The following is a 25,223-nucleotide window of genomic DNA, read 5'->3' as shown; positions in this document are numbered from 1 at the left end:
GAGGCAGATTTGAATGACAAGAAGTGGCTGGTTCTTCTGTCACTCTTCCTTGCGCGCTGCGTGATGGGGATGCAGTTCGAAAGCGTCGGCGCGCTTGCTCCCCTGCTCAGGGCCGACGGTATCGACTACGGCCGGATGGGTCTTTTGTTGGGAGCCTATCTTGCTCCCGGAATCGCGGTTTGTCTTCCGGGAGGGATGATAGCGTCGAAATTCGGCGATCGCAGAACTTTGCTTGCTAGTCTTGCCCTCATGATGTGCGGGGGCGTGATCGAGATCCATGGAAGCTGGGTCGCTTATCTGAGTGGAAGGTTACTCGCGGGGACAGGCGGGATCGTAATGACGGTTGCCGCGACCAAGATCATTGCCGATCGCTTCACCGGGAAACAGATGGCACTTGCAATGGCGAACTTCGTTAACGCATGGCCCTGCGGGATTGCCTTATCGCTTGTCTTGCTTCCCTCGATGGCCCAGTCATTCGGATTGCCGTCGACCCGCTTTTTTCTGGCATTGATTGCTGGCTTTGCCCTGCTTTCAGCTCTGCTGTTCATCCCCCCATCGGAGCGGCGCGCGGCGGAGGCATCCGAGTCTTTTCCGCGAGGTGCCGTTCTCCTCGCGGTCTGCGTCGCAGGCACCCTCTGGGGACTGGCCAACTCCGCTTTTGCCACTGTATTCACGTTCGGTCCTGTTCTATTGGTGGAGAAAGGCTATTCGGCCAACGCCGCTGCCTCGTGCGTCAGCATCGTCCTTTGGATGTCGTTGCTGTCCATTCCGGCCGGCGGCGTTCTCGCTTCGCGACTTCCAGGTCCGGGCACCTTGATCGTGCTCGCCCTGCTCGCCGCGGCGGCCGCCTTGGCGGCGGTGCCGCGCGTCGACGCCAGCACGGCGCTGTTTGTCATGATCGGGATAATCTCCGGCCTGCCCGGAGGAGCGATGATGACCCTGCCGGCCCGAGTTATGGACGTCCGGTCCCGAGCCATCGGAATGGGCATATTCTATTCGGTCTCTTATTCTGTCATGCTCGGGTTCCCTATATTGCAGGGAGCGCTTGCCCGTTCGATCGCGACGGCCGTCGTTACTTTCGATGCGGCCGCCATTGCGATGCTAGTCTCAATTCCGATTCTAGGCCTGTTCGTTGCGCTCGCCCGCGGGTCGAGTGGTGTCAACAGGAGCTTTCCGGTAGAGCAGCTCAAATAGCCCCGAACCGCCAAGGATTGATATGGAAACCATGCATAGCAGAGCAAAGGCGCTCCTTTTCGGACACCGCTCCTCCGAGGACATCGCTACCGCGCTCCGGGGGCGAGGACTTGCCGCCGGTGAGACCGAAATAATTGAATCGACCGACACCGCAAAAGCCCTGTGCTTTGCCATCAAGGGACGGTCGAACTTTAAGCATACGATGTGGCTCTTTGCCGGAGAGATTGACGGCGACGGATATGCACTCGTGATGATCGGCGCTGCGGGCTCCGGGCCTGCCATCCTGGAAGGGATCGCAAAGGAATTCGGCGGCTACGTCTGCCGGCGCGACGACGGCCTAACCCCTTGGACTGCGGTCGAACCGGAGCGGCGGCTGTCGCAGGAGCAGATCGACACCATGGTCAAAGTGCTGGAAGCTCAGGCCAGGCGCGCCGATTTCATCAGCGACTGGCGCCCGGCCGCCGCCTCGAGCGCTCCCGGGCTGCGTAGGGGATCGGATGTGCGCTGAGGTACTGCGCCTCGTGGGTGTGGACAGGTCAGCTGTCGCGGGAAAGCCGGACCCGCCTCATGCAAGCGCCTGACCGTAGACCGGGGCCGCTCCGCCAGCTCGGGCGGCGAGCCAGAAAGACTCTCGAGCCGATCTGGAGGGCTTCGTTCCTCGCTCGTCAATCTAGAAAAAGTTAAGGGTAAGTTGCCGCTGGTCCACGCTGGCGGGTCTTTATAATGCTATCCGTCACGGCACGGAATGCCGAAGTTGTCGCAGGTCAATGCGAAAGCCTCCTTCGCCTTCGCATCCTCAAAGCAAAAGCGCGCGCCAATGTCTGCGCGGTCGATCCACCAATCGATCTTACTTTCCTTTGCAATTCGGGAAGCTTCTCCGCGTAGCAAATCCAACTGCCTTCCAGCAACGTGGACGATCAGGCAATTTTCCTTGGTCATGAATGACGTCCTTATAAGTGAAGAAACGGCTCAATTTGATTCGATGAAACATGCAAATCGTATGGCGCATCTGTGCTGAGCACAAACGGAAAGGCCCGGTCCGGGGCTAGGGGACTAGGGCCTTTGAACGCTCAATGATGTTTCACTTGGGACATACGTCGGTTGGAATCCATAGCCGTTACATCCGGCACGTGGCCGATTTGCCATCAGCGGGCAGAAAGGTGCGCCTCCGATTGCTCACGCGGCGCTTCACATGTGAGGTGCCGCATTGCCGCCGGCGGATCTTCGCAGATCGTCCGCCGCACAGGACATAGTCGCAATCTGGTTCGCCAAATTAGCTGCGGCGGCGGTACGGATATGTTCCGCACCCGTCAAAGCACCCTGGACGGGCATCTGCCGTTCCTGGACGCGCAGTGGTCAGGCGGCTGTCGCAACGGTGCCGAACTCTGGCGCCGTTTGAAGGGACAAGGCTTCAAGGGATCGCTGCGCGTGGTGGCGGAATGGGCGACGCGACGGCGGTCGTTCCGAGACTATCAGCCATCAACAATTGCAGAAGGTCCCCGCCGCCAGGACGATAGCGCAGCTGATGGCGACGAAGCGCGACCACCTGACCAAGGCCGGGACCGTCACGCTTGCCGTCATCGAACAAAACGTTCCTATGCTGGCTGATGCTTCGCGAATCCTGTCCAACCGCTCGAGGCTCACGATGATTTGGCGTCCGGACGCGTCGGGCGTCGCACCGCCGCAGTAGCTGGTGTTGCCGCCCTGCGGAACAATTCCTATTCCGTGGTGCGCCGCGAGCCCCACGATGTCGGCGACCTGCTTCGTCGTCGTCGGCTTCAGCACGGCAAACGTCGAGCCCGTCAAGTGCCGACGTTGATCCGTTGTGTAGGCCGCGATCCGCCCCGGCTCGTCAACGACGCCCCGATCGTCCAGAAGGTCGCGAAAGGCTCGAACCTGTATTGAGTAGGACATGCTTCAGCTCCGATTGGCGTCGGATCAACTTTGCGCGTTTGTACGGCATTGCTTGCCGTTCGAGGCCGATTGAGAAGGAAGCAATGCTGAAATGCTGCGATTGTCGGCAGTTTGCGTCGCTGCGGCTCGTATTGAACGTCTTCATCACGAGCCTTTTCGGGCTTCAGAGGAGCCAGTCGGCGACTTGCCAGACAGCCGATCGTATCCAGTTTCGAAATGGTGTGCCGCGGTCGGCCTTCGTTTATTTTGGCCGACCGGAACGATGTAGGCCCCGCACTTCCCGCTGTTGAAAAAGTTCACAGCATACGTCACGCAACCATTGACTTGCCGGATCGTGATGGAAGCGGGCATGCCAATATTGCTTCACGGTAAAGCCGGCGATCGCGAGCGGGCAGTCGAGCACGCGCAGTCCGTAATAGTGAGCCAACGTTTCGCCGATGTGCCTTGGAAGGGTGGCGATCAGGTCAGTCGTCCCGACAATTGCGGGTAGTCCCAAAAAGCCGGGTAGCTCGAGCGCAACGTCAAGCACCATTCGCTGCTCCCGTACCGCGTCCGCGAGCAACTGGTGTCCAGTGCCGGAGCGAATGAGGACGTGCGCCTCCCGCCTGAAATCCCGTGCTGTGATGCGATCGCGGATCCGGGCATGTTTTGCGTTCGACAGGCAGACCCAATCCTGCGGAAAGAGGGCCTGCTGGAAGTGTCCGGCGTCGAGGTCCGAGATGTAGCCGAGCGCCAGATCGGCCTCGCCAGACTGTAGCATCCGTGGGGTATCGCCGCCGATCTGCGCCGCCTCAATGCGGATGCCTGGAGCAACACGACGAACGTAGGCGAGGATGGCCGGAAGCAGCGTGATGTGGCTCGCATCCGTCATGCAGATGATGAAGCGACGCTTGGCAGTCGCCGGATCAAACTCAGGACGAAGCTCCGCCAGACGCCGCAGCATCTCCAATGCCTGCCTGGCCGTGCCGATGAGAGCCTCGGCGCGCGGGGTCGGCAGCATTCCCTCAGCCGACCGAATGAAGAGCGGATCGTCCAGTTCTTTTCGCAAGCGCGCCAGCCAGATCGAAATGGTCGGCTGACTTTGACCGAGCTTCTCGGCTGCCTTGGTGACGCTGCCGGTGGCGAACAGTGCGTCAAACAGCCGGAGCAGGCGCGGCTCCAGCAGGTTCGTCTCGGAGAGGTCCCGGTGCTTCATTGCGATCTGCAATAATGGTTATAATAATCATATCATATCCAAATACCGGGCGGCCTGCTAGCACGCATCCAACGCCAGAATGGGCGAGGGAGAAGCGTTCGGATGAGGATCTGCTTTGTCGGAGCAGGAGCCCTGGGCTCGACCATCGGCGGCACGCTTGCGCGCGGTGGTGCCGAGGTCTGGTTGATCGATCCGTTTCAGGCTCATGTCGACGCGATCAATGCCGGTGGTCTGCGGATGCTTGAAGGTGACGCCGAGACCGTCGTGAAGGTCTCCGCCTGTACCTCCGCGACGGAGGTCGGCATCGTGGCGGACCTCGTCATCGTCCTCGTCAAATCCTATCACACGCGGGATGCGATTCGGGCGGCCGCGCCGATCATCGGGCCGCAGACGGTCGTGATGTCGCTGCAAAACGGCCTTGGCCACGAAGACATCCTTTCGGAGGAAGTTGGGCGTAACAGGGTCATGGCAGGAAAGACCTATGTTGGCGGCGTGCTGCTGGGCCTCGGTCATGTTCGCTCCGGAGTGGTCGGCAAGGAAACCATCGTCGGCGAGCTCGATGGACGCCTGACCGAACGCGCACAGCGAATTTCCGAGACTTTCAATCGTGCCGGAATTCTCACACTACTCAGCGACAACATCATGGGCACGATGTGGGACAAGCTCTTCATCAACGTCGCCGGCGGCGGAATCACCGCCGTGACCGGGCTCACTTACGGCGGTCTCTATTCGCTGCCGATCCTGGAAGATTGCGCGCTGGCCGCAATCTCGGAGGGTATCGCGGTGGCGCAAGCTGCCGGCGTGAAGATCTCGATTGCCGATCCGCGCCTTGCGTGGACGATGGCGTCGGCCGGACTGCCGCCTGAGTTCAAAACGTCGATGTTGCAGAGCTTGCAGTCCGGCAATCTGACCGAGGTCGACTACATCCACGGCTCCGTCGTGCGTTGGGGCGCCAAGCTCAATGTGCCGACCCCCGTCAATTCCACCCTCGTCGCGTTGGTCAAAGGGCTCGAATACGCCCGCAGCGATTATCCAGGAAAGGCCTGAGACAATGTCGTTGCCCCGCGCTTATGTCGAACACGTCGCGATCCGCGTGTCGGACGTCGATCATCACGTCGATTTCTTTCGTGAGGTGCTTGGTCTCGCAATTCGCGACGAGCAACCCGCCGATGGTTCACGCCCGCGTCAGGTGTGGGTGCTCGGAAGCGTGCAACTCATCGAGGATCCGAATTTTACCGGACCGGACGGGCGTCTCGCCCATCTCGGCATCATGGTCGACGATTACGAAGGTGTGCTCGCCCGCGCCGCCGCCTGGGGCGCCAAGGCGCTGCCCGCTGGTCCGAACTGGCTCGAACTGCCGGGCGGGCTGAACGTCGAAATCCTGCAAGCCAGCGCAGGCGCCGTGGAAGCCGCGCTGGCGATCAATCCACGGGCCTAAGGAACACGCGATATGACCGATGAGCGCTACTGGGACGATGCCAAGGTCGGTGACGAATGCGTCACCCCTTCGGTGACGGTCACCGAAGCGATGGTGAATGCCTATGCCGAACTGACGGGCGATTTCACGCCTGTTCATGTCGACGAGGAATACGCCAAGACCACACCCTTCGGCACGCGTGTCGCGCACGGGCTTTTTGGTCTGTCCCTGGCCGACGGTTTGAAGACCCGTGCCGAGTACCGTTTCCTTCCGGGAATGTCGCTGGGCTGGACGTGGGATTTCAAGCTGCCGATCAAGCTTGGCGACACCGTGCATGTGAAGTTCCGAGTTGGTTCAATGCGCGCTACGAAGCGGGAAGGGTGGGGCATCGTGGTGCTGCCATCGGAGCTGATCAACCAGCGCAGCGAGGTGGTGCAGCTCGGCGAGCACCGGCTGATGATTCCCATGCGCCCGAAGACCAGTGCCGCAGGAGAACAGGCATGACCGCGCAAGATCTGCCGCTCCAGGATTTGCCGCTGAGAGGCATTCGCGTCATCGACTACAGCCATTTCCTGGCAGGCCCGTTCATGGGCCGTTGCTTAGCTGCGATGGGCGCTGAGGTCATCAAGGTGGAGCGTCCGAAGCAGGGCGATGCGGGCCGCGCGCATGGCTATTTCAAGGACGGACAATCCGGTTACTTCCTGCAGCAGAACATGGGCAAGCAGGGATTGTGCATCGATCTGCGCGATAAGCGCGGTCTCGACATGATGATGAAGCTGGTCGACACAGCGGACGTCTTCATCGAGAACTACCGCCCCGGCGCGCTTGAGCGTCTCGGGCTCGGCTACAAAGCTCTGTCGTCGCGCAATCCCAGACTAATCTACTGCTCGGTTTCGGCCTATGGTCACACCGGTCCCTATGCCGACCGTCCGGGCTTCGGCCTGATCGCAGAGGCGATGTCGGGCGCCCTGGCGCAACTGGGCAATTCCGGCGAAGCGCCGCCGCTGCTGCGGATGCCGCTCGCTGACATGTATACCGGCATTCATGGTGTGGCTGCCATCAATGCAGCGCTGGTCGGCCGCGCGTCGTCCGGGCGCGGCCAGCATATCGATCTGGCGCTGTACGACTGCATGGTCTCGATGCACGACTATGCGGTTCAGCGTTACTTCCTCTCCGGCGGTACCGACCAGCCGAAGCAGACTGGAAGCGGACAGCCGGACTCGACCGTCTACGGGGTCTTTCCAGCCAAGGACGGCAACCTTGTCATCGCTGCGCAAGTCGACGATGCGTGGCGGCGATTGGCGAGCCTGATCGGGGGAGACAGGTTGGCATCCGACGAACGCTTCACCGCGCCTGCCGCGCGCAACGCCCATTATGCCGAAGCCATGGAGATTGTGCGCACCTGGACTCTGTCGCAGCCGTGTCGGGATGCTTGCCTTGCGGCACTTGAGGAAGCAGGTGTGCCGTCGGCTCCTGTGCAGACCATCGAAGAAGTCGTGAAAGATCCGCAGATCCGTGCGCGTGGCATGCTGGTCGAGCAGGAACATCCCGTGCTCGGCAAGGTGACGCTGCCTAATCTGCCGTTCCGCTTCTCCGATTGCGACACCACGGTGCGCGCTCCCGCGCCGCTGCTCGGTCAGGATAATCGCCGCATCGCCGCCTCGCTGGGACTGTCGGCCGAGCTCGTCGAGGCGATGGTGCGCGACGGCGTCCTCTACAACGAAGCCGCCGTGCAGGAGTGAGCCATGAGCGATCGTTACGCGGTAATTGGCAATCCGATCGGCTTCAGCAAATCGCCCCTCATCCATGGCACTTTCGCCAAAATGACGGGACAGGACCTCGTCTACGAGGCGATCGAGGCGCCACTCAATGGCTTCAAGGGACGGGTCGATCAATTCCGTGCTGAGGGCGCCAAGGGGCTGAACATCACCGCTCCGTTCAAGCTTGATGCTTTCGCCTACGCAACCGAGCTTTCAGAGAGCGCCAAACGAGCAGGCGCTGCAAACTGCCTGAAGTTCGACGGCGATCGGATCATTGCCGAGAATTTCGACGGCATCGGCCTCGTGCGGGACATCACCGTCAATCTCGGCCTCAAGATGGCCGGCCGCCGCGTCCTGATGCTCGGCGCCGGAGGAGCGGCGCGCGGCGCGCTGCTGCCGTTCCTGCGCGGGGAACCGTCGGAGCTGGTTCTCGTCAACCGAACGCTGTCGAAAGCGGTGAAATTGGCTGAAGAATTTGCCGGTTGCGGTCCCCTGATCGTCAGCGGCTATGCCGAACTGGCCGATCTCGCCGAGGGCTACGACGTCGTGGTCAACGCGACATCCGCCAGCCTGCGAGGTGAAATGCCGCCGCTTCCAGGCAATGTCTTCCGCGGTGCGGAGCTGGCATACGAGCTCGCCTACGGCAAAGGATTGACTCCGTTCTTGCAGGCGGCCCGCGCCGAAGGCGTAGCCAAGCTTGCCGACGGCGTCGGCATGCTGGTCGAGCAGGCGGCGGAAGCTTTTGCCTGGTGGCGCGGCGTTCGACCAGACACGGCGCGAGTCATCGCCGAGCTGACTGTCCCTTTGAGTTGACGGGCGAAACCGAGCATGCATCAAAAGCCCAGCTTTCTCGTCGGCCTAATTGGCAGCGGCATCGCCGCGTCCCGCACCCCGCCCATGCATGAAGCGGCCGCCGACGCCGCTGGCATCCGCTATCTCTACAAGAAGATTGACCTGACCGAGTTGAAACTTGGTGCCCAGGCGCTGCCGGAATTGCTGACGGCGGCAAAGCGGATGGGCTTTGACGGGCTGAACGTGACCCATCCCTGCAAGCAGGCGATCCTTCCCCTCCTGGACGAGCTTTCGCCCGACGCGGACGCGCTTGGCGCCGTGAACACCGTAGTCATCAGAAACGGTCGAATGATCGGCCACAACACCGACTGGTTCGGCTTCGCCGAGAACTTTCGCCGCAACAAGCAGGGTGCATCGCTCGGTCGTGTCGTCCAATTCGGCGCCGGCGGCGCAGGATCGGCGGTTGCTTTCGCGCTCATGAAGCTCGGCGTGCGGGAGCTGACTATTATGGATGTCGACTTGGCCAAGGCGCAAAATGTGGTCGACGGTTTGTCCCCTCGATTCGTAGAAGGGCGCTTAAAAGTCGGCCAGGATGTCGCAGCGGCGGTGGCTGCCGCGGACGGAATTGTCAACGCGACGCCGATCGGCATGGACAAGTATCCGGGCACGCCGCTGCCGACGGCCTTGCTGCGCCCCGATCTGTGGGTCGCCGAGATCGTCTACTTCCCACCGGAAACCGCGCTGCTGGGCGCGGCGCGTGCCCTCGGCTGCCGCACCGTCGATGGCGGAGGCATGGCGATCTTCCAGGGGACCGAAGCATTTCGCCTGTTCACGGGCATCTCACCTGATCCGGACGTCTTCTTCGCCACTTTTGCATCCCTGGGAGGGTGACACCTGGCCGATGGGCGAGCGGCACGCACAACGCCCGAGAGGAAACGCAAGATGGGCTACACGCTCGATTTCTCGGTGGTTTGGCATGCGATGCCCGCGCTGCTGTGGGGGTGCGTGGGTACAATGGGTCTGGCGCTTGCCGGCATGACACTTGCGATGGTGATCGGTGTCGCCGGCGTCGCGGCACGCGATTCGAAGGCGGCATGGTTACGTGCTCTCGTGATCGGTTTCGTCGAGGTCGTGCGCAATACACCTTTCCTGGTGCAGATTTTCTTTCTGTTCTTCGCCCTGCCGCTTGCCGGATTGAAGCTCAATCCAACCGCTACCGCCATTATCGCACTCGGTGTCAATGGCGGCGCCTACGCCATCGAGATCATCCGTGGCGGGGTGCAGTCCATTCATAAAGGACAGGTGGAGGCCGGCTACGCGCTCGGCCTGCACAAAGGACAGGTATTCCGGTTCATCGTGCTCAAGCCCGCGCTTCGCGCGATCTACCCCTCGCTCACGGGTCAGTTCATCATGCTGACGCTGACCTCGTCGATCTGTTCGGCGGTATCGGCTTTCGAATTGACGTCGGTTGCCCAGCGCATCGAAAGCGACACATTCCGTAGCTTCGAGGTCTATTTCTCCGTCACCTTCCTCTATCTCGCGATCTCCTGGTTGCTGATGCTGGGCTTTGCGGTCGTCTCTCACCGCTTCTTCTCATATCCGACACGCTGAGGGAGCGATCATGACACCGCATTTTGGTCTTGCCGAGTTCGGCTTCCTGCTGCGTGGGCTGCAATGGACGGTGCTGCTCACGCTGGTCGCATTCGCAGGCGGCTGCACGGCGGGGCTCGCCGTCGCATTGCTGCGCACCTGTGGTCACAAGGGCGTGGAATGGATCACCCGCATCTACATCGGGATATTCCAGGGCACTCCGCTGCTGCTGCAGCTTTTCGTCGTGTACTACGGATTGGCGCTAACCGGGCTGAAGCTCGACGCGTTCGTCGCGGTGGCGATCGGCTTCACCGTGAATGCCTCCGCGTTCCTGGGTGAGATTTGGCGCGGAGCGATCCAGGCGGTGCCGCGTGGCCAGACCGAGGCGGCGATGGCGCTTGGACTGCACTATTCGTCCCGCATGCGCGACATCGTGCTGCCGCAGGCAATCCGCATCTCGCTGCCGGCGACCATCGGCTATCTCGTGCAGCTCATCAAGGGCACGTCGCTCGCCGCCATCGTCGGCTTCATCGAACTCGCCCGCGCCGGTCAAATCGTATCGAACCAGACCTTCCAGCCGTTGCTCGTCTTCGGCGTTGTCGGCGCGATGTATTTCATCCTCTGCTGGCCACTGTCGTGGTGGGGCAGCCGGATGGAGGCCAGGCTCGCTCTGGCCAGTCAAAGGTAGGAACGGCGCACCTACTCAATCACAAACAGCCATCACCAGGAGGAGATACTCATGTTGTTTTCACCCAACCGTCGCCAGCTCGGGGTCGCACTGCTGGCATTGGTGGCTATCGCCGTCGCAGGCAAATCGCAGGCCGGCACGTTGGAAGACGTGAAGAAGAAGGGCGTCGTCGTCATCGGTATTCAGGGCGACAATCCTCCCTGGGGCTATGTCGATAGCTCGGGGAAGCAGGATGGCATCGATGCCGATTTGGGGCGCGCCTTCGCTGAATATCTCGGCGTAAAGGCCGAGTTCGTCCCGCTGGCGGTGGCCAATCGTATTCCGGCGCTGACCACAGGTCGCGTAGACATTCTGTTCGCAACCATGGCCATGCTGCCGGAGCGTGCAAAGGCGGTGCAGTATTCGAAGCCGTATGTCGCCAACGAGATCACGCTTGTCGCTGCCCAGGCGACCCCGATCAACAGCAATGCCGATATGGGCAAGTACGTCATCGGCGTTCCGAGGTCCTCCACACAGGATACCCAGGTCACAAATAGTGCTCCGGCAGGCACGGAGATCCGCAGGTTTGATGATGATGCGGCCACGATCCAGGCGCTGCTCTCCGGTCAGGTGCAGGCTGTCGGCGCAAACAGCTTCTACCCGCAGCGTCTGAACGCCGCAAAGCCCGAACTTGGGTTCGAGCCCAAGCTTCACTTCACCGCGCTGTATAACGGGGCCTGCACCCGCCTCGGAGACAAGGAGTGGAACGAAACGGCCAATAAGTTCATCGACCAGATCAAGTCGAACGGCAAGTTGGCCAGCTTCTACGCCAAGTGGATGAAGGCGCCCGTGCCGATCTTCCCGGACTCGGTCCCCGGCGTTCCCTTCACAGTTCAGTAGCCACTGCGAGCGGCCGACGCACGATTCGCGTCGGCCGCCGTCCGATAGCGGAGCCGAATCCATGCAGGACAATATCCTGATCGAAATGAAGGGCGTGCAGAAATGGTATGGCGGGTACCAGGCTCTCCGCGACGTCGATCTCACCGTGCGGAGGGGCGAGAAGATCGTGCTCTGCGGTCCGTCCGGGTCGGGCAAATCGACGCTGATCCGCTGTATCAACCGCCTCGAGCCGATCCAGCAGGGCAGCATCGTGATGAACGGTCATCGGCTTGACGACAGCGTCAAGGCTATCGATGTCGTACGTCAGGACGTCGGCATGGTCTTTCAGAGCTTCAATCTCTTTCCGCATATGACAGTCTTGCAGAACTGCATGCTCGCGCCCATCCGCGCGCGCCGCATCGGAAAGACCGAGGCGGAGGCGATTGCGCGAAAATACCTCGAGCGCGTGCGCATCGGTGACCAGGCTGAGAAGTATCCGGCTCAGCTTTCGGGCGGTCAGCAACAGCGCGTCGCGATCGCGCGTGCGCTCTGCATGCAGCCCAAGGTCATGCTGTTTGACGAACCGACCTCGGCACTCGATCCTGAGATGGTCAAGGAGGTGCTCGATACGATGATCGGCCTCGCCAACGACGGCATGACCATGATTTGCGTCACCCATGAGATGGGCTTTGCTCGCCAGGTTGCCGATCGTGTGATCTTCATGGCTGAAGGCCAGATCATCGAAGAAGGCGCGCCCGAGGCGTTCTTCCGCAATCCACAGCATGCCCGCACCAGACAGTTCCTTGGCGAGATCCTTGCCCATCACTGAACGGAGGTTATTCATGAGTCGTCTTGTCTACGTCCTCAACGGGCCAAATCTCAATTTGCTTGGCAAGCGCCAACCCCACATCTACGGTCACGAAACGCTTGCAGACGTGGAGCGGGATTGTCGAGTGCTGGCTGGGGAACTCGGACTGGAGCTATGCTTTCATCAGTCCAATCGAGAGTACGAGTGGATCGATTGGATTCACGAGGCACGTGAGACGGCTGCCGGCATCGTGATGAATCCGGCGGCTTTCACCCATACGTCGGTCGCCATCCTGGATGCGCTGAACACGTTCGAGGGGACCGTGATCGAGGTGCATATTTCCAACGTGCACAAGCGCGAGGAATTCCGCCACCACTCGTTTGTCTCCAAACGAGCTGATGGGGTCATCGCAGGCTTTGGCACGCAGGGTTATCTGCTCGGCTTGCGTCGTGTGGCCAAGCTGCTTGATGAGAAGAAGGGATAGCATCTCATGAGTGCAGCCGTCCGCCTGTCGGTGATGGGAGCGGGTCTCATCGGCAAGCGACATATCGAGCACATTCTCGCGTGGCCTGAGGCGATGCTGTCGTCGATCGTCGATCCGGCGCCTGCGGCACGAGAGTTGGCGGTTTCGCTGAAGGTAGATTGGTTTCCGTCCTTTCAGGACATGCTCTCCGGAAATCGACCGGAAGGGGTGGTTGTCGCCACCCCCAACCAGATGCACGTGGCCAACGGCATGGATTGTGTCGCGGCTCGCATCCCAGCGCTCATCGAGAAGCCGTTAGCGGATGACGTCGTCGCTGCACATGCCCTGGTCGAAGCTTCCGAGCGGGCGGGCGTGCCGCTGCTCACAGGCCATCATCGCCGCCACAACCCGATGATCCAGCGCGCCAAGGCGGAGATCGATAGGGGCCGGCTGGGTCAGATCGTGTCGGTGCATGGCATGTTCTGGCTGATCAAGCCGGACGACTATTTCGATGTGGCCTGGCGTCGCGAGAAAGGGGCGGGTCCTGTTTTCCTGAATCTCATCCACGATGTCGACCTGCTACGGTACCTCTGTGGGGATATCGTGGCGGTACAAGCTGCCCAATCCAATCGGCTGCGTGGAAATGAGGTTGAAGAGACGGCGGTGATCCTTCTGCACTTCGCCTCCGGCGCGTTGGGAACGGTCAATGTCTCCGATACCATCCAGTCGCCTTGGAGCTGGGAATTCACCGCCGGAGAGAACTCGGCCTACGGTCATACGCAGGAGAGTTGCTACCAGATCGGCGGCACGAGGGCATCGCTGGCTATTCCGCAACTCGATCTATGGCATCATCCTAGCAAGGCCAGCTGGTGGGCGCCGATTGAGCGCGAGCGGCTGAGCTACGAGAACGAAGACCCGCTTGCTCTGCAGATCGCCAATTTCTGCGGAGTCATCCGCGGTACGGTCGATCCTGTGGTGAGCGGGCGCGAAGGGCTGAAAACCCTCACAGTGATCGACGCGGTCAAACGCGCGGCGGAAACCGGAGATTTCATATCGGTCCGAAGTTCGTAAGCTCCCTTTTCATTTGGAAACAACCGCCAAGCTATTGATATTACCAGGGCAGAATTCTGCGCTTCTTTCCAAGCGCGCTTTGAAATCATTGAATAATCAAGCTGGTTTTGATTCCGCCATTCGGAGGTTCGATTCCTCCCGCCCCAGCCAGCACAAGCTGTTGAGTTGGTAAGATAACTCGCCCGCAGTCTTCGGGGCCGTTTGGAAACGGAGTTCGGAAGCCGCATAGAGAATGAACTAAAGGCGTGGTGTTTCATCGAACATGTTGCGGCTTTCTTAGCTTCCAGCACAACATACATCGCGCAGGCCCACTCGAGCAGGTCCCGTCAGGCGGCTGTCGCAAATTGGCGTAGTGCAGCGAACAAATCGGACAACTCGCCCCAGCCCGCCGATACGCTTGCCGCGCCGCCCATCAGGCTCGCAGCCAGTGCGAGCGTCGATTTTGGATGTCCCATGATTCTCTCCCCTGCTGGAGGTGCCGCGTTGGTCGCCGCCACCGCATCGGAAAAATCAGAACTGCCGGTCCGGCTGTCTCAGCACGATCCCGTCGAGCGCGGACGTGACGTGGATCGCACAGGCGAAGGTGAGAAGGTCCTGATGTTTCTTGGGGCCGCTAACCATGTCCCGAAGCGTAACTCTTCGCGCCGAGCAGCGTAAGCGTGGCCGCTAAGGCTGATGTCGTCGCGTGATCGCAACTTGCGCCGCCTGGGCATAGATGCTCGCCACCAGCTCAAGATGGCTGCCTGCGGATTCCGATTTTTCCGCCCTGCCGTCGAGTGCCTCCAGCATCGGCGGCAGCGTCGCGGCGCGCAAGTCCGCATAGGCTTCGGTGACGGAACGGCCCATCTTGGTCGTGCGATAGCACGTTTCCTTGCGCGACGAGGATCCCTCGGTTTCGATCAGCCCGGCCTTCACCAGCTTGCGCGTGGCATCGAGCGATTGAAGCCTCAGGAGCGCTGCCGCGGCCTGTCTCGACTGGTCGCCCGTGAAGGAGAGCGCCATGCCTCGAGGAGCATCTTGAGTAACTGGCTGGCATGAGGGGATAGCGTCGACCCGCGCCTGCGCACGATTCCGATCGTCCGCGACACCTCCGGCTCGGTCAACCTGACGGTGTGAATGATCGGATGGCCGGCGGCCGGCGTCGCGAGCCTCGGCAGTACGGCGATGCCCAGTCCCGCTTCGACGAGACCGAGCGAGCCGGAGAGGTGAGCAACTTCATAGGACCAGTTCAGTTGCAGGCCGTGTCGCGCCAGCGCGTTGTCGATCAACGCGCGGTTGCCACTGTTGCGACCGACGGTAATAACCCGGTGCGACACGATCTCCGACCAGCTTACCTGTTTACGCGATGCCAACGGATGGTCGTGGCGGCAGGCCAGGACGAACGGATCTTCAACCAGTTTCTCGAATTCGATTTCGGCATGCGAAGCACCGATGAAATTGATGCCGAAGTCGGCTTCTCCGCGAGCGACCGCTTCCAATCCCTCATTGGCCCCGATGTCCAGAACCCGGATGCGAATACGCGGATACGCCTCGGCAAACCGGCCGATCGCACGCGGCAGGAAATAAAACACCGCCGTCGGCACCGCAGCAACCGAGACCAGGCCTGAACTTCGCGCGCCGATATCATGGATGGCGAGCACCGAGGTCTCGAACTCGTCGATGAGACGGCGCACCTTCGGCAGAAAGTCGCGGCCGGTCATGGTGAGATTGACGTGACGCGTCGAGCGTTCGAGCAACGGCGCACCGAGGCTTTCTTCCAGCTTCTGAATGCGTCGGCTGAGCGCCGGTTGCGACAGGTTCAGCGCCTTGGCGGTGCGGACAAAGCTTCCAGTCTCCGCGACGGTAATGAACGCCTTGAGGTCGAGCAGTTCTGCGTTCATGGCTGGCTCCCATTATGTCGTATGACGCATTAATACTTCAGATATTTGCATTTTACAGAAGAGTTGCAAGAGCCCATGTTCTGTTCGATGTCGCCGAACGGAAGAGCTCCAATGAACGATCAGATTGCCATTCCCTGTGTGGTCATGCGCGGCGGAACCTCGCGCGGGCCGTTTTTCCTGGCCAGCGATCTCCCGGCCGATCCCAGGGCGCGCGATGCGGTCCTGTTGTCGGTGATGGGGGGCGGGCACGATCTGGGCATCGATGGAATCGGGGGCGGCAATGCCGTCATCAACAAGGTCGCGATCATCAGACCGGCATCGGTGCCCGGCGCCGATGTCGACTACCTTTTCGCTCAGGTCAGAGTGCGCGAAGGGATCGTCGACACGTCGCCGAACTGTGGGAATATGCTGGCAGCGGTGGGACCGTTCGCGATCGAAGCCGGTCTGGTCGCCGGTGCCGCAGATCGCACCCAGGTCCGCATCCACAATGTCAACACCGGCAAGCTGATCGACGCCACGGTTTCCACCCCTGGGGGGAAGGTGACCTATGAGGGGGAGGCGCGGATCGACGGGGTGCCGGGAACGGCCGCGCCCATCGAACTGTCGTTCCCCAACGCGGCCGGCGCACGCACCGGCCGCCTCCTGCCGACAGGACGACCGGTTGACCGTATCGAAGGGATCGATGTCAGCTGCATCGACGCGGCCATGCCCGTCATGCTGGTCCGCGCGGTGGATTTGGGATGGACCGGCCGCGAGGCACCTTTGGAGTTCGCCGACAGCGGCTTCCGCGCGCGGCTCGAAAGCCTGCGCGTCCAGGCCGGACGTCGGATGGGCTTTCCGAATTCCGCGGCCATGGTGATTCCGAAACCGGTCCTGATTGCTCCCGCGACGGAAGCGACGTTGAACACGCGGTACTTCATGCCGCACGACTGCCATAGCGCTCTGGCTGTGACCGGCGCAGTTGCGATCGCGACGGCCTGTGTGACACCGGGTACGATCGCGGCGGAGATGGTCGGACCACTGGCGCCGCCGGTGCCGATCACGCTCGCCCATCCCTCCGGCGAACTCGTGGTTCGGCTGGAGCCCGGCCCGGTGGCCCGGGTGCAGCGGACCGCCCGCCGAATTTTCCAGGGTCACGTTTTCGCTCGGCGAGCGCACGTGCCTTATTCAATCCTGGCGGCCTGAACTCGGTCCGCCTTCATCCATCAAGAAAAATCAAAGCCATGGGAGAAACGAGAATGCACACGCAAGCGCTGGCTGGGTCTGTGCGCATCGACGCGCGAAAGCCATTCTATCGGATCCTTTACATCCAGGTGCTGATTGGCCTCGTGCTGGGTGTCTTGACCGGCCATCTCTGGCCTGAATTTGGTGCCGCGCTGAAGCCCCTGGGAGACGGCTTCGTCAAGCTCGTCAAGATGATGATTGCGCCGATCGTATTCTGCACCATCGTCAGCGGCATCAACAGCATCAGTGATTCCCGCGAGGTCGGCCGCACACTGGCGAAATCCATGGCGCTGTTCTACCTGCTGACCGTGCTCGCCCTGCTGGCCGGACTGATCGCGGTGTCGCTGATCCAGCCTGGCGTGGGCATGCATGTGTCCGTCAATACGCTCGATCCGTCGGTGGCCGCGAAATTCACCAAGCAAGCTGGTGCGAGCGGATTTGCGGATTTCATGCTGCACATCATCCCGCATTCGTTCTTTGGCGCGTTTGCCGATGGCGAAGTGCTGCCGGTCCTGCTGGTCTCCATCCTCATCGCCTTTGGGCTGAGCCGCGCCGGTGATGACGGTGTGGTGGTGACCAAGGCCGTCACCTCGTTCTCTCACGTGCTGTTTGTGGCCTTCGGTTTCGTCATGAAGCTTGCCCCGCTTGGCGCCTTTGGCGCTATGGCGTTCACGGTGGGCCGCTATGGCATCCGTTCGATTGGCTCACTCGGACTGCTGATCCTGACATTCTACATCGCCTGCTCCGTCTTCGTGGTCGTCGTTCTTGGGACGCTGGCGCGGCTGAACGGCTTCAGCCTGTTGAAGACCATCCGCTATTTCAAGGAAGAGCTGCTGATCGTGCTCGGCACGTCATCGTCGGAGCCGGCGCTGCCTGGCGCGCTGCGCAAACTGGAGCAACTCGGGTGCCGGAAAGGCGTGTCGGGGCTTGTGCTGCCGATGGGTTACTCTTTCAATCTGGACGGCAGCGCCATTTATCTCACCCTGGCGTCCATCTTCATCGCCCAGGCCTGCGACATTCATCTGTCTTGGGGGCAGATTGCGGCGATGCTCGGACTGATGTTGCTGACGTCCAAAGGGGCGGCCGGCGTCACCGGTAGCGGCTTCGTGGCGCTTGTCGCGACCCTCTCCGTCATGCCGGACCTGCCCGTGACCGGCGTGGCGCTGCTCGTCGGCATCGACCGTTTCATGTCAGAGGCGCGGGCACTGACCAGCATGATCAGCAACTGTGTCGCTGCCATCACCGTTTCGCTGTGGGAGAACGCCTGTGACCGCGAGGTGCTGGCCCGTGAACTGGGACATGCCAACACTCCCGAACCCGCAGCCGGATCCAAGATTGCCGCGGCAGCAGTGGTGCAGGAGGACAAGAGCTGGATGCCGACAACGCAATCGGCCGCTTGAAGGAGGGCTACTTTGGCTGGCGTTGGTCTTCGCGCGGCGAATACCGCAAGCTCAGCCGGCTCAATCGAAGCCGGCGAGGATCTGGATAGGCCCGCTATCTCGGGCGGGATGCGGGTGCTCGCCTCGACGGACAAGCGCCATCACGTGCCCGTTGAGACCAGTGGCGGCAAGGTCAACCCACCCAGCGCTGCCGAGAAAAACCATACCGGGCCCTGGGGTGCGCGGCAACCTTCAACGGACGATTCGCTTCACAGCTTCAGCTCAAGGCGTGACCGGCCAATCCGTAGACCCAGGGCTCGTTTTCCCTTCGGTTCAGGAATCGTCGTCCCTTGGACATGGTGGTGACTGTGTCGTTCATTCCGAGGCGGCTCTGTTGAAGAAAGTCCGCAAACAGACCCGTCTGCTCCCGCGTATCCACGCGGGCGAACCTTCCGGCGAGATCCTTGAGATGCACGGCCGTGAGATGGATCGCGTCACAATCATTGCTGGCGACGATGGGGCCAATCACATGACCGCGTCCGAATTCGCGCTTCATGGAATAACCGACGGTCTCTCCGCCGCGGCGGAGGACGCAGATTGACGCACCTTCGGAAAGCAATGCAAGCAGCCTCTGACGGCTGCTCCCGAACGCGCGTTCATCGAGTCCTGCGATCTCCTCGATATTCTCGGTGGACAGCGAGCTCAATTCGCCGTCGAGAGCCGGCACCGGTGGGGGCGGTGACATGACCTCTCCTTGCCACAGATACACGGTGGCTTCCTTCGTGAAGCCCAGGGAAAGATAGAGGTGGTACGCCGCGTCGGTCGAGTTGAGGGTCAAATTCCGATCGCCACACCGCTCGAATACCTGCTCCATGAGCCATCGCCCGGTGCCTTGCGCCTGCGTTCGAGGCGATGTGATCACCAAGCCAATGGTCGCGAACTCGCAGCTATATGGGAACCACATGGCGCTGCCAAAGACGCGTCCAATACCATCGACTGCTACGATGCCATGACCTGCGCGGCGCAAGAAATCCCAATCCTTGGGGCGGTGCGGCCAGCCAACCCCGGTCGAGAGTGCGTGGAGCAGCGTCACATCAACGTCGTTGATGTCCTTCGCGGCCAGCTCAAAGGACTTCACGCGTACCGTTCGTCCCATCTCGACTCGTCCGTTCCTTCGCGGGATGCCATCTCTCGCACATCGCGCCTTTTCTTTCCCGCCACAATAGGGTAGCGGGCGTATTTCTCCGCATTATCGCACGGAAATCCAGCAGGTTTCCCCTGTTTGGGCCTTCTTTTCGAAATCTTCGGCCTGTATCGCAACGCAATTCGGCATGGAAAGCTCCGGCTTGCAGCTACCCTCCCGGTGTTCGGCAAAACTGTGCAGGCAGAGTGGATCGCCGTGAATCCCCAAGAAAGTCTTGCAAGGCTAATCGCTTTTCCCGACGTCGTCGACATGCCGAGCGAGGCAGAGGCGTGCATCGATGGCATTTCTTTTCAATTCTGATGCTGCCAGGGGGCAGTCTTCCGGGAGGCGTTTGCGTGCGAGCTCCCTGACCTGGAATTTTACCATTGCAGCGAAGCTATCGATCCGGAAAAGATACGGTACCTGCTGACCTGGAACGTGCCAGACGATGTCTCGCGCTTTCGTAATCTGGAAGTGCTCTTTTCCATCGGCGCCGGGGTCGATCAGTTCAAGCCGGAAACCATACCCAGCCACGTGAAGCTCGTGCGCATGGTCGAGGATGGCATCATACGCATGATGCAGGAATATGTCGTCCTCGGGGTGCTGACGCTGCATCGCGAGATGCTGGCTTATCGGGAGCAGCAGAGAAGGGGCGTTTGGCAAGCGCTGGCAACGTCCCAGGCGACTGATCGGCGTGTTGGCTTCCTCGGCCTTGGCATGCTGGCACAAGCTGCGATCGACCGCTTGAAACCGTTTCGATTTCCCCTTGCCGCGTGGAGCCGAAGCAAGAAGGTGATCGAGGGTGTCACCTGCTTCCATGGCGCAGATCAGCTTGGCAGTTTCCTGCAAGGAACGGATGTCCTCGTCTGTCTTCTTCCCCTGACGGAGCAAACAAGCGGCCTCCTGAACGCAAGGCTCTTCTCGCTTTTGCCGGCGGGAGCGAAGCTGCTGCATGTCGGCCGCGGCCCGCAGCTTGATCAGGGCGCACTGATCGAGGCGCTCGACAGCGGGCATCTGACAGCGGCCATGCTTGACGTTACCGATCCCGAGCCACTGCCGGAGAGCCATCCACTCTGGTCCCATCCCAAGGTGATTATCACGCCGCATATCGCGTCCGTGACGCAACCGCATACGGCAGCACAATCGGTCATAGAGAACATCCGGCTCCACCGCGCTGGACGAAATCCGATCGGCCTTGTCGATCGAACACTCGGCTACTAACAGGAAAATGCCATGTCACTTCTGGTCACCATCGACACCAATCCGGACTTCGCACCGAAGACCGCCTTGCCTGCACCGGAACGCCTCATTTCTGGCAATCCATCCTTCAAGACCTGGGCCCAGGACGCCTCGAAAGGTGAGAAGGTGCTGACCGGTGTCTGGGAAGCAACGCCGGGCGAGACCCATTCCATCAAGGGCACCACCTTCGAGTTCTGCCACATTCTCTCGGGCCTCATCGAAATCGAGGAAAAGGGTGGTGAGACTCGGAGGTACCGCGCCGGCGACAGCTTTGCCATGAAACCTGGCTTCGTCGGGGTCTGGCGGACGATCGAGACGGTACGAAAGATCTACGTCTGCCATTATGACTGAGACGATGCTGAGGGCAGCACGATCAAGCGGCCCTCAGAATATTCGACTTTCGAGGTCGCGTATGACCAGATTCAACGCGGTCAGTCACTTCATTCTCAACGAAAAATGCGGCGCGCGGTCCTGTACTGCTCGCATGAGACGGCTTCGCCTCGCCAATCGCAAATCCAGGCAGTGATGGCGGGGCAGGCCCGAAGGCAAGGAGCAAGCCCATGATTGCATTGAAGGACAAGGATCTGTTTCGCCAGCAAGCGCTGATCGGCGGCAATTGGCGAGATGCGAGCACGAAATCCACCGTTGATGTCATCGATCCTGCGAGCCAGAAAGTGCTTGGCACCATCCCCGACATGGGCCGAGACGAGACCAGGGCAGCGATCGACGTCGCGGCCGCAGCGTTTAAGCATTGGAAGACAAAGTCTCATGCAGAGCGCGCTGCGCTGCTGGAGCGCTGGTATGAGCTCATGCGTCGGCATGAGCAGGATTTGGCGCTTCTGCTGACGCTGGAACAGGGCAAGCCGCTTGCTGAAGCGCGCGGAGAGATCCGTTACGGGGCATCCTTCGTCAAATGGTTTGCGGAAGAAGCCCGCCGCATCAACGGATCGACAATCCCCGCGCCGGCCGTCGATCGCCGCATCCTGGTTCTGAAAGAGCCGGTCGGTGTCTGCGGGATCATCACACCCTGGAATTTCCCAAATGCGATGATCACGCGCAAGGTGGCGCCTGCGCTTGCCGCGGGCTGCACTGTCGTTATCAAGCCATCTGAATTCACGCCTTTTTCGGCTCTCGCCATCGCTGTTCTGGCTGAGCGGGCCGGAATTCCGGCGGGCGTGATCAACATCGTGACGGGCATGCCGGCGGAAATTGGCAAGGAGCTGATGGCCAACGAAACCGTCCGCAAGATCTCGTTTACCGGATCGACGCGCGTCGGTGCTTTGCTGATGAAAGGCGCCGCCGACAACATCAAGAGGCTCAGCCTCGAGCTCGGCGGCAATGCGCCGTTCATCGTCTTTGACGATGCCGATATCGACCGGGCCGTCGAGGGCGCGATTGCTTCGAAGTTCCGCAATGGCGGACAGACATGCGTCTGCTGCAATCGCATTCTCGTGCAATCAGGCATCTACGATGCCTTTGCACGGAAGCTCGCCAGCCAGGTCGCGAAAATGAAGGTCGGCGCCGGCACCGAAGAGGGCGTCGCGATCGGGCCGATGATCAACGGCGCGGCGATCGAGAAGATCAAGCGGCACGTGGTGGACGCCCTGGACAAGGGCGCAATGATCATCTCGCAGAGTGAAATGGTGCCGGAAGGTCGGCAATATGCCCGGCCTCTCGTGCTCGGTGGCGCGACGACTGAGATGCTACTCGCTTCGGAGGAGACCTTCGGGCCGGTCGCTCCGCTTTTCCGGTTCGAGACCGAGGACGAGGCGATAGCGATCGCCAACGGCACTCCTTTCGGCCTTGCCGCCTATTTCTACACTGAAAACCTCAAGCGCTCATGGCGTGTTGCCGAGGCGCTCGAGTTCGGCATGGTCGGCCTGAACACCGGCTTGATTTCGACCGAGGTTGCGCCGTTCGGTGGCGTCAAGCAGTCGGGCCTCGGACGCGAGGGATCCCAGCTCGGGATAGAAGAATATCTCGAGACCAAGGCGCTGCATGTCGGCGGGCTGGACTGAGCGGCCTATCGGATCAGTATCTGAAACAAGAAAAGGGGGCGGCTGAACCGCCCCCTTTTTCCTTCACAGCGCACCGACTTCGATTGAAGCTTTTGAAGAACTGAACCGTAACGAGAGAGCCCGAGGGAACTGCGCTCACGCGCTCTTGCGCAGGGGCTCCAGGCCGACGGCCGCCGCAAGCCCGTCGATGCCAGCGACCTCGGTGTATTCATAGAAGGGGTTCGCGGGCTCGTGGCCGCGGTTCACCCAGACCTTGCTCTTGATGCCGAGGTCGTAGGCGGTCATCAGGTCGTAGCGGAAGGAGGAGGAGACGTGGGTGATATCCTCCGGGCCGCACCCCAGCTTGTCGAGCATATACTCGAAGCCCTTCATGTGCGGCTTGTAGGCGCCGGTCTCCTCCGCCGTGATGACCATGTGGAACGGAGCGCCAAGCTTCTCCACATTCGACATGATGAGGTTCTTCATGGAGTTCGACAGAATGACCAGCGGAATCTCCCTAGCAACTTTGGCGAGACCCGCTGGGACATCGGCATGTGGACCCCATGTGTGGACCTCCTCATTGATGCGCTGGGCATGCTCCGGCCGAAATACGATACCGTTGCGCTTGCACGCGCGCTCCAACGCATTGTGCACGACCTCGAAATACGGCTTCCAGGAGCCGAGAACCTCGTCCAGGCGATAGGCCGCAAAATCCTTGATGAGCTTTGCCATGGCCGTCGACGAGAGCTCGGAGCCGTAGACCCTCCTTGCTGCGCCGGCCATGTCGAAATTGGTCAGCGTGCCGTAACAGTCGAAGGTGATGTACTTGGGTCTAAACGTTGCCATGGCTCGATCCTTTTTGGCTCTCACGCACCGCGTTCCGGTACATCAGGGATCATAGTGGGCAGACGACCGGATAAAGCACCGCTGTCGCGGCGACCAGGAGCAGATTGTGTCGTATCGGATCGCAGGTATGGCAGAGAGTTGTGCGAAAAGGCGCCCTCCGACGTGAGCGCCAATGCCTTGCGCAGCCCGATGCCCGCATAAGATGCGGCGCCGGTCGTCAATGATAGTCAAAATGCCCTTCGTCCTTGTTCAGCCCGGGAGCAACTGCTGTTCCGGGCGTCTTACGTTGAGTTCCGAAGACATCGTGGTGGCCGCACAAGCGTTGCGGTTGATCTGGAGGACGACATGTTGAGCAACTCGCTGATTGAGCTCGATCGCGCGCATCTGATTCACCCGGTCTCATCCTATCGCAGCCACGAGGCGACGGGCGTCCGTGTGCTGAAGTCAGGGAAGGGCGCGACGCTGACCGATGTCTCGGGACGTCAATTGCTGGACGGTTTTGCGGGTCTGTGGTGTGTCAATGCCGGTTACGGACAGGACAGCATCGTCGAAGCGGCTTTGAGGCAGCTCCGCGAACTGCCTTATGCGACGGGTTATTTCGGGTTGGGCTCCGACCCGGCCATCCGGTTGGCCGCCAGGCTGGCTGAATTGGCGCCTGGCGATCTGAACCATGTCTATTTCACCTTGGGTGGCTCCGATGCCGTCGACAGTACGATCCGGTTCATCCGGTACTATTATCATGCCAAGGGTACGCCGCAGAAAGATCAGTTCATCTCCGTCGAGTCCGGCTACCATGGATCGTCGACGGCAGGGGCCGGCTTGACCGCGCTGCCGGCCTTTCATGCGGGCTTCGGAGTGCCATACAACTGGCAGCACAAAATTCCGTCGCACTACGCCTATCGCAATCCCGTCGGTTCCCATCCCCAGGCTATCATTGCGGCATCGGTCGCCGCTCTGCGGGCAAAGATCGCCGAACTCGGCGCCGAACGTGTCGCCGCCTTCTACGTCGAGCCGATACAGGGGTCAGGAGGCGTCCTCGTTCCGCCGCCGTCCTGGCTGAAGGCCATGCACGCTGTTTGCAAGGAGCAGGATGTCCTGTTCATTGCCGATGAGGTCATCACCGGTTTCGGCCGTGTCGGTCCGCTCTTCGCCTGCGAGGAGGACGATGTCGTGCCGGATCTTATGACCACGGCCAAAGGCCTGACTTCGGGTTATGTGCCGATGGGGGCCGTTCTGATGTCCGACCGCGTCTACAACACCATTGCCGATGGCGCCGGCAAGGCGGCCGTCGGCCACGGCTACACCTATTCCGCACATCCCGTCAGTGCAGCCGTCGGGCTCGCGTGCCTGGACCTTTACGAAAACGGTCTTCTGGAAAACGGCCGGAAGGCCGGGCACCGCCTGATGCAAGGCCTTCGTGCACTGGCCGATCATCCGCTTGTCGGCGATGTCCGTGGTCGCGGTATGCTGGGCGCAATCGAGCTTGTCACCGATAAGGAGCGCAAGACGCCGCTGCCGGCGGAAGCCGACGCGGCGCGCCGCATTTTCGACCGCGCATGGGACAACGGCCTCGTCATCCGCGCCTTTGCTCAGGGCGTGCTGGGCTATGCCCCGCCGCTCTGCTGTACGGATGCGGATATCGACGGCATCATCGAACGCACAAGGGTCACGCTCGACCAAACGCTGGAAGACAAGGACGTCCGCGCGGCGATGAAAGGTTGATCG

General features: G+C 61.0%; 27 protein-coding genes and 3 pseudogenes. 22 read left to right on the top strand and 8 right to left on the bottom strand.

Annotation, left to right across the window (positions count from 1 at the left end):
* Positions 1 to 9 precede the first annotated feature (9 nt).
* The gene (locus tag E4K65_RS36890; RefSeq protein ID WP_135178278.1) at positions 10 to 1,194 is read left to right on the top strand and encodes an MFS transporter; all 1,185 of its coding nucleotides are present in this window, start codon (positions 10 to 12) and stop codon (positions 1,192 to 1,194) included.
* Between the two features lie 31 nt (positions 1,195 to 1,225).
* On the top strand, positions 1,226 to 1,702 hold the full coding sequence (locus E4K65_RS36885; protein ID WP_135178277.1) for a hypothetical protein: 477 nt from the start codon (positions 1,226 to 1,228) through the stop codon (positions 1,700 to 1,702).
* A gap of 218 nt (positions 1,703 to 1,920) precedes the next feature.
* On the opposite strand, the gene E4K65_RS36880 is transcribed toward E4K65_RS36885, so the two are convergent.
* Complete coding sequence (locus tag E4K65_RS36880; RefSeq protein ID WP_135178276.1) at positions 1,921 to 2,133, bottom strand: hypothetical protein; 213 nt, start codon at positions 2,131 to 2,133, stop codon at positions 1,921 to 1,923.
* Positions 2,134 to 2,421: 288 nt separating this feature from the next.
* Here E4K65_RS36880 and E4K65_RS50085 point away from each other — a divergent pair.
* Positions 2,422 to 2,818, top strand: a pseudogene (locus tag E4K65_RS50085) (ISL3 family transposase); the annotation flags it as partial.
* Here the strand turns inward: E4K65_RS50085 and E4K65_RS49030 are convergent.
* Together E4K65_RS49030 and E4K65_RS36865 are read right to left on the bottom strand one after the other, a co-directional pair.
* A pseudogene (locus E4K65_RS49030) lies at positions 2,797 to 3,108 on the bottom strand (FAD-binding oxidoreductase); the annotation flags it as partial. The pseudogenes E4K65_RS50085 and E4K65_RS49030 sit on opposite strands and share 22 nt — an antisense overlap.
* A gap of 241 nt (positions 3,109 to 3,349) precedes the next feature.
* Positions 3,350 to 4,303, bottom strand: a complete 954-nt coding sequence (locus E4K65_RS36865; protein WP_135178275.1) for a LysR family transcriptional regulator — start codon at positions 4,301 to 4,303, stop codon at positions 3,350 to 3,352.
* Positions 4,304 to 4,405: 102 nt separating this feature from the next.
* Here E4K65_RS36865 and E4K65_RS36860 point away from each other — a divergent pair, with 102 nt between their 5' ends.
* The 12 genes from E4K65_RS36860 (at position 4,406) to E4K65_RS36805 (ending at position 13,750) form a co-directional block, all read left to right on the top strand.
* Positions 4,406 to 5,350 (top strand): ketopantoate reductase family protein, encoded by a 945-nt coding sequence (locus E4K65_RS36860; protein ID WP_135178274.1) that lies wholly within the window; start codon positions 4,406 to 4,408, stop codon positions 5,348 to 5,350.
* 4 nt (positions 5,351 to 5,354) lie between these two features.
* Complete coding sequence (locus E4K65_RS36855) at positions 5,355 to 5,741, top strand: VOC family protein (RefSeq protein ID WP_135178273.1); 387 nt, start codon at positions 5,355 to 5,357, stop codon at positions 5,739 to 5,741.
* A gap of 12 nt (positions 5,742 to 5,753) precedes the next feature.
* On the top strand, positions 5,754 to 6,224 hold the full coding sequence (locus E4K65_RS36850) for a MaoC family dehydratase (protein WP_135178272.1): 471 nt from the start codon (positions 5,754 to 5,756) through the stop codon (positions 6,222 to 6,224).
* Positions 6,221 to 7,462, top strand: coding sequence for a CaiB/BaiF CoA transferase family protein (locus tag E4K65_RS36845; protein WP_167771447.1), 1,242 nt, complete (start codon positions 6,221 to 6,223; stop codon positions 7,460 to 7,462). The genes E4K65_RS36850 and E4K65_RS36845 overlap by 4 nt, the downstream gene beginning before the upstream one ends.
* Before the next feature lie 3 nt (positions 7,463 to 7,465).
* Positions 7,466 to 8,293, top strand: a complete 828-nt coding sequence (aroE, locus tag E4K65_RS36840) for a shikimate dehydrogenase (RefSeq protein WP_135178271.1) — start codon at positions 7,466 to 7,468, stop codon at positions 8,291 to 8,293.
* Between the two features lie 15 nt (positions 8,294 to 8,308).
* Positions 8,309 to 9,163, top strand: coding sequence for a shikimate dehydrogenase (locus E4K65_RS36835; RefSeq protein WP_135178270.1), 855 nt, complete (start codon positions 8,309 to 8,311; stop codon positions 9,161 to 9,163).
* Between the two features lie 51 nt (positions 9,164 to 9,214).
* Entirely contained in the window at positions 9,215 to 9,883 is a 669-nt protein-coding gene (locus E4K65_RS36830) for an amino acid ABC transporter permease (protein WP_135178269.1), read from the top strand.
* A 10-nt stretch (positions 9,884 to 9,893) separates the two neighbouring features.
* A complete protein-coding gene (locus E4K65_RS36825) occupies positions 9,894 to 10,550 on the top strand; it encodes an amino acid ABC transporter permease (protein WP_135178268.1) in 657 nt (218 codons plus the stop codon).
* A gap of 51 nt (positions 10,551 to 10,601) precedes the next feature.
* A complete protein-coding gene (locus tag E4K65_RS36820; protein ID WP_135178267.1) occupies positions 10,602 to 11,429 on the top strand; it encodes a transporter substrate-binding domain-containing protein in 828 nt (275 codons plus the stop codon).
* Positions 11,430 to 11,490: 61 nt separating this feature from the next.
* On the top strand, positions 11,491 to 12,237 hold the full coding sequence (locus tag E4K65_RS36815) for an amino acid ABC transporter ATP-binding protein (protein ID WP_135178266.1): 747 nt from the start codon (positions 11,491 to 11,493) through the stop codon (positions 12,235 to 12,237).
* A 13-nt stretch (positions 12,238 to 12,250) separates the two neighbouring features.
* On the top strand, positions 12,251 to 12,700 hold the full coding sequence (aroQ, locus tag E4K65_RS36810; RefSeq protein ID WP_135178265.1) for a type II 3-dehydroquinate dehydratase: 450 nt from the start codon (positions 12,251 to 12,253) through the stop codon (positions 12,698 to 12,700).
* A 6-nt stretch (positions 12,701 to 12,706) separates the two neighbouring features.
* Entirely contained in the window at positions 12,707 to 13,750 is a 1,044-nt protein-coding gene (locus E4K65_RS36805; RefSeq protein WP_135178264.1) for a Gfo/Idh/MocA family protein, read from the top strand.
* Between the two features lie 326 nt (positions 13,751 to 14,076).
* On the opposite strand, the gene E4K65_RS49590 is transcribed toward E4K65_RS36805, so the two are convergent.
* The 3 genes from E4K65_RS49590 to E4K65_RS36795 form a co-directional block, all read right to left on the bottom strand.
* Complete coding sequence (locus E4K65_RS49590; RefSeq protein ID WP_283813919.1) at positions 14,077 to 14,205, bottom strand: hypothetical protein; 129 nt, start codon at positions 14,203 to 14,205, stop codon at positions 14,077 to 14,079.
* 211 nt (positions 14,206 to 14,416) lie between these two features.
* Entirely contained in the window at positions 14,417 to 14,752 is a 336-nt protein-coding gene (locus E4K65_RS36800; protein ID WP_209312125.1) for a winged helix DNA-binding protein, read from the bottom strand.
* Entirely contained in the window at positions 14,698 to 15,630 is a 933-nt protein-coding gene (locus E4K65_RS36795) for a LysR family transcriptional regulator (RefSeq protein WP_135178263.1), read from the bottom strand. The genes E4K65_RS36800 and E4K65_RS36795 overlap by 55 nt, the downstream gene beginning before the upstream one ends.
* A gap of 111 nt (positions 15,631 to 15,741) precedes the next feature.
* On the opposite strand from E4K65_RS36795, the gene E4K65_RS36790 reads away from it, so the two are divergent.
* Positions 15,742 to 16,815 carry a 4-oxalomesaconate tautomerase gene (locus tag E4K65_RS36790; protein WP_135178262.1) on the top strand — a complete coding sequence of 358 codons (1,074 nt, stop codon included), beginning with the start codon at positions 15,742 to 15,744 and terminating at the stop codon, positions 16,813 to 16,815.
* Positions 16,816 to 16,868: 53 nt separating this feature from the next.
* A complete protein-coding gene (gene dctA / locus E4K65_RS36785; protein ID WP_135178261.1) occupies positions 16,869 to 18,254 on the top strand; it encodes a C4-dicarboxylate transporter DctA in 1,386 nt (461 codons plus the stop codon).
* 256 nt (positions 18,255 to 18,510) lie between these two features.
* Here the strand turns inward: dctA and E4K65_RS36780 are convergent, their stop codons facing one another.
* Entirely contained in the window at positions 18,511 to 19,389 is an 879-nt protein-coding gene (locus E4K65_RS36780) for a GNAT family N-acetyltransferase (RefSeq protein WP_135178260.1), read from the bottom strand.
* Positions 19,390 to 19,515: 126 nt separating this feature from the next.
* Here E4K65_RS36780 and E4K65_RS47850 point away from each other — a divergent pair, with 126 nt between their 5' ends.
* The 4 genes and pseudogenes from E4K65_RS47850 (at position 19,516) to E4K65_RS36765 (ending at position 22,673) form a co-directional block, all read left to right on the top strand.
* The gene (locus tag E4K65_RS47850) at positions 19,516 to 19,737 is read left to right on the top strand and encodes a hypothetical protein (protein WP_167771446.1); all 222 of its coding nucleotides are present in this window, start codon (positions 19,516 to 19,518) and stop codon (positions 19,735 to 19,737) included.
* Positions 19,715 to 20,637, top strand: a pseudogene (locus tag E4K65_RS36775) (2-hydroxyacid dehydrogenase). The gene E4K65_RS47850 and the pseudogene E4K65_RS36775 overlap by 23 nt, the downstream one beginning before the upstream one ends.
* Before the next feature lie 12 nt (positions 20,638 to 20,649).
* Positions 20,650 to 21,006 (top strand): cupin domain-containing protein, encoded by a 357-nt coding sequence (locus E4K65_RS36770; protein ID WP_135178259.1) that lies wholly within the window; start codon positions 20,650 to 20,652, stop codon positions 21,004 to 21,006.
* Positions 21,007 to 21,215: 209 nt separating this feature from the next.
* Entirely contained in the window at positions 21,216 to 22,673 is a 1,458-nt protein-coding gene (locus E4K65_RS36765) for an NAD-dependent succinate-semialdehyde dehydrogenase (RefSeq protein ID WP_167771445.1), read from the top strand.
* Positions 22,674 to 22,808: 135 nt separating this feature from the next.
* On the opposite strand, the gene E4K65_RS36760 is transcribed toward E4K65_RS36765, so the two are convergent.
* Positions 22,809 to 23,498, bottom strand: a complete 690-nt coding sequence (locus E4K65_RS36760; protein ID WP_135178258.1) for a haloacid dehalogenase type II — start codon at positions 23,496 to 23,498, stop codon at positions 22,809 to 22,811.
* A 345-nt stretch (positions 23,499 to 23,843) separates the two neighbouring features.
* Between E4K65_RS36760 and E4K65_RS36755 the strand changes: the two genes are divergently transcribed.
* A complete protein-coding gene (locus E4K65_RS36755) occupies positions 23,844 to 25,220 on the top strand; it encodes an aspartate aminotransferase family protein (RefSeq protein ID WP_135178257.1) in 1,377 nt (458 codons plus the stop codon).
* The last annotated feature ends 3 nt before the right edge of the window (positions 25,221 to 25,223 follow it).

The organism is Bradyrhizobium niftali (assembly GCF_004571025.1).
Taxonomy (GTDB): Bacteria; Pseudomonadota; Alphaproteobacteria; order Rhizobiales; family Xanthobacteraceae; genus Bradyrhizobium; species Bradyrhizobium niftali.
The sequence above is the reverse complement of the archived record's forward strand: the minus strand, read 5'-3'. Positions and strand labels throughout refer to the sequence as shown.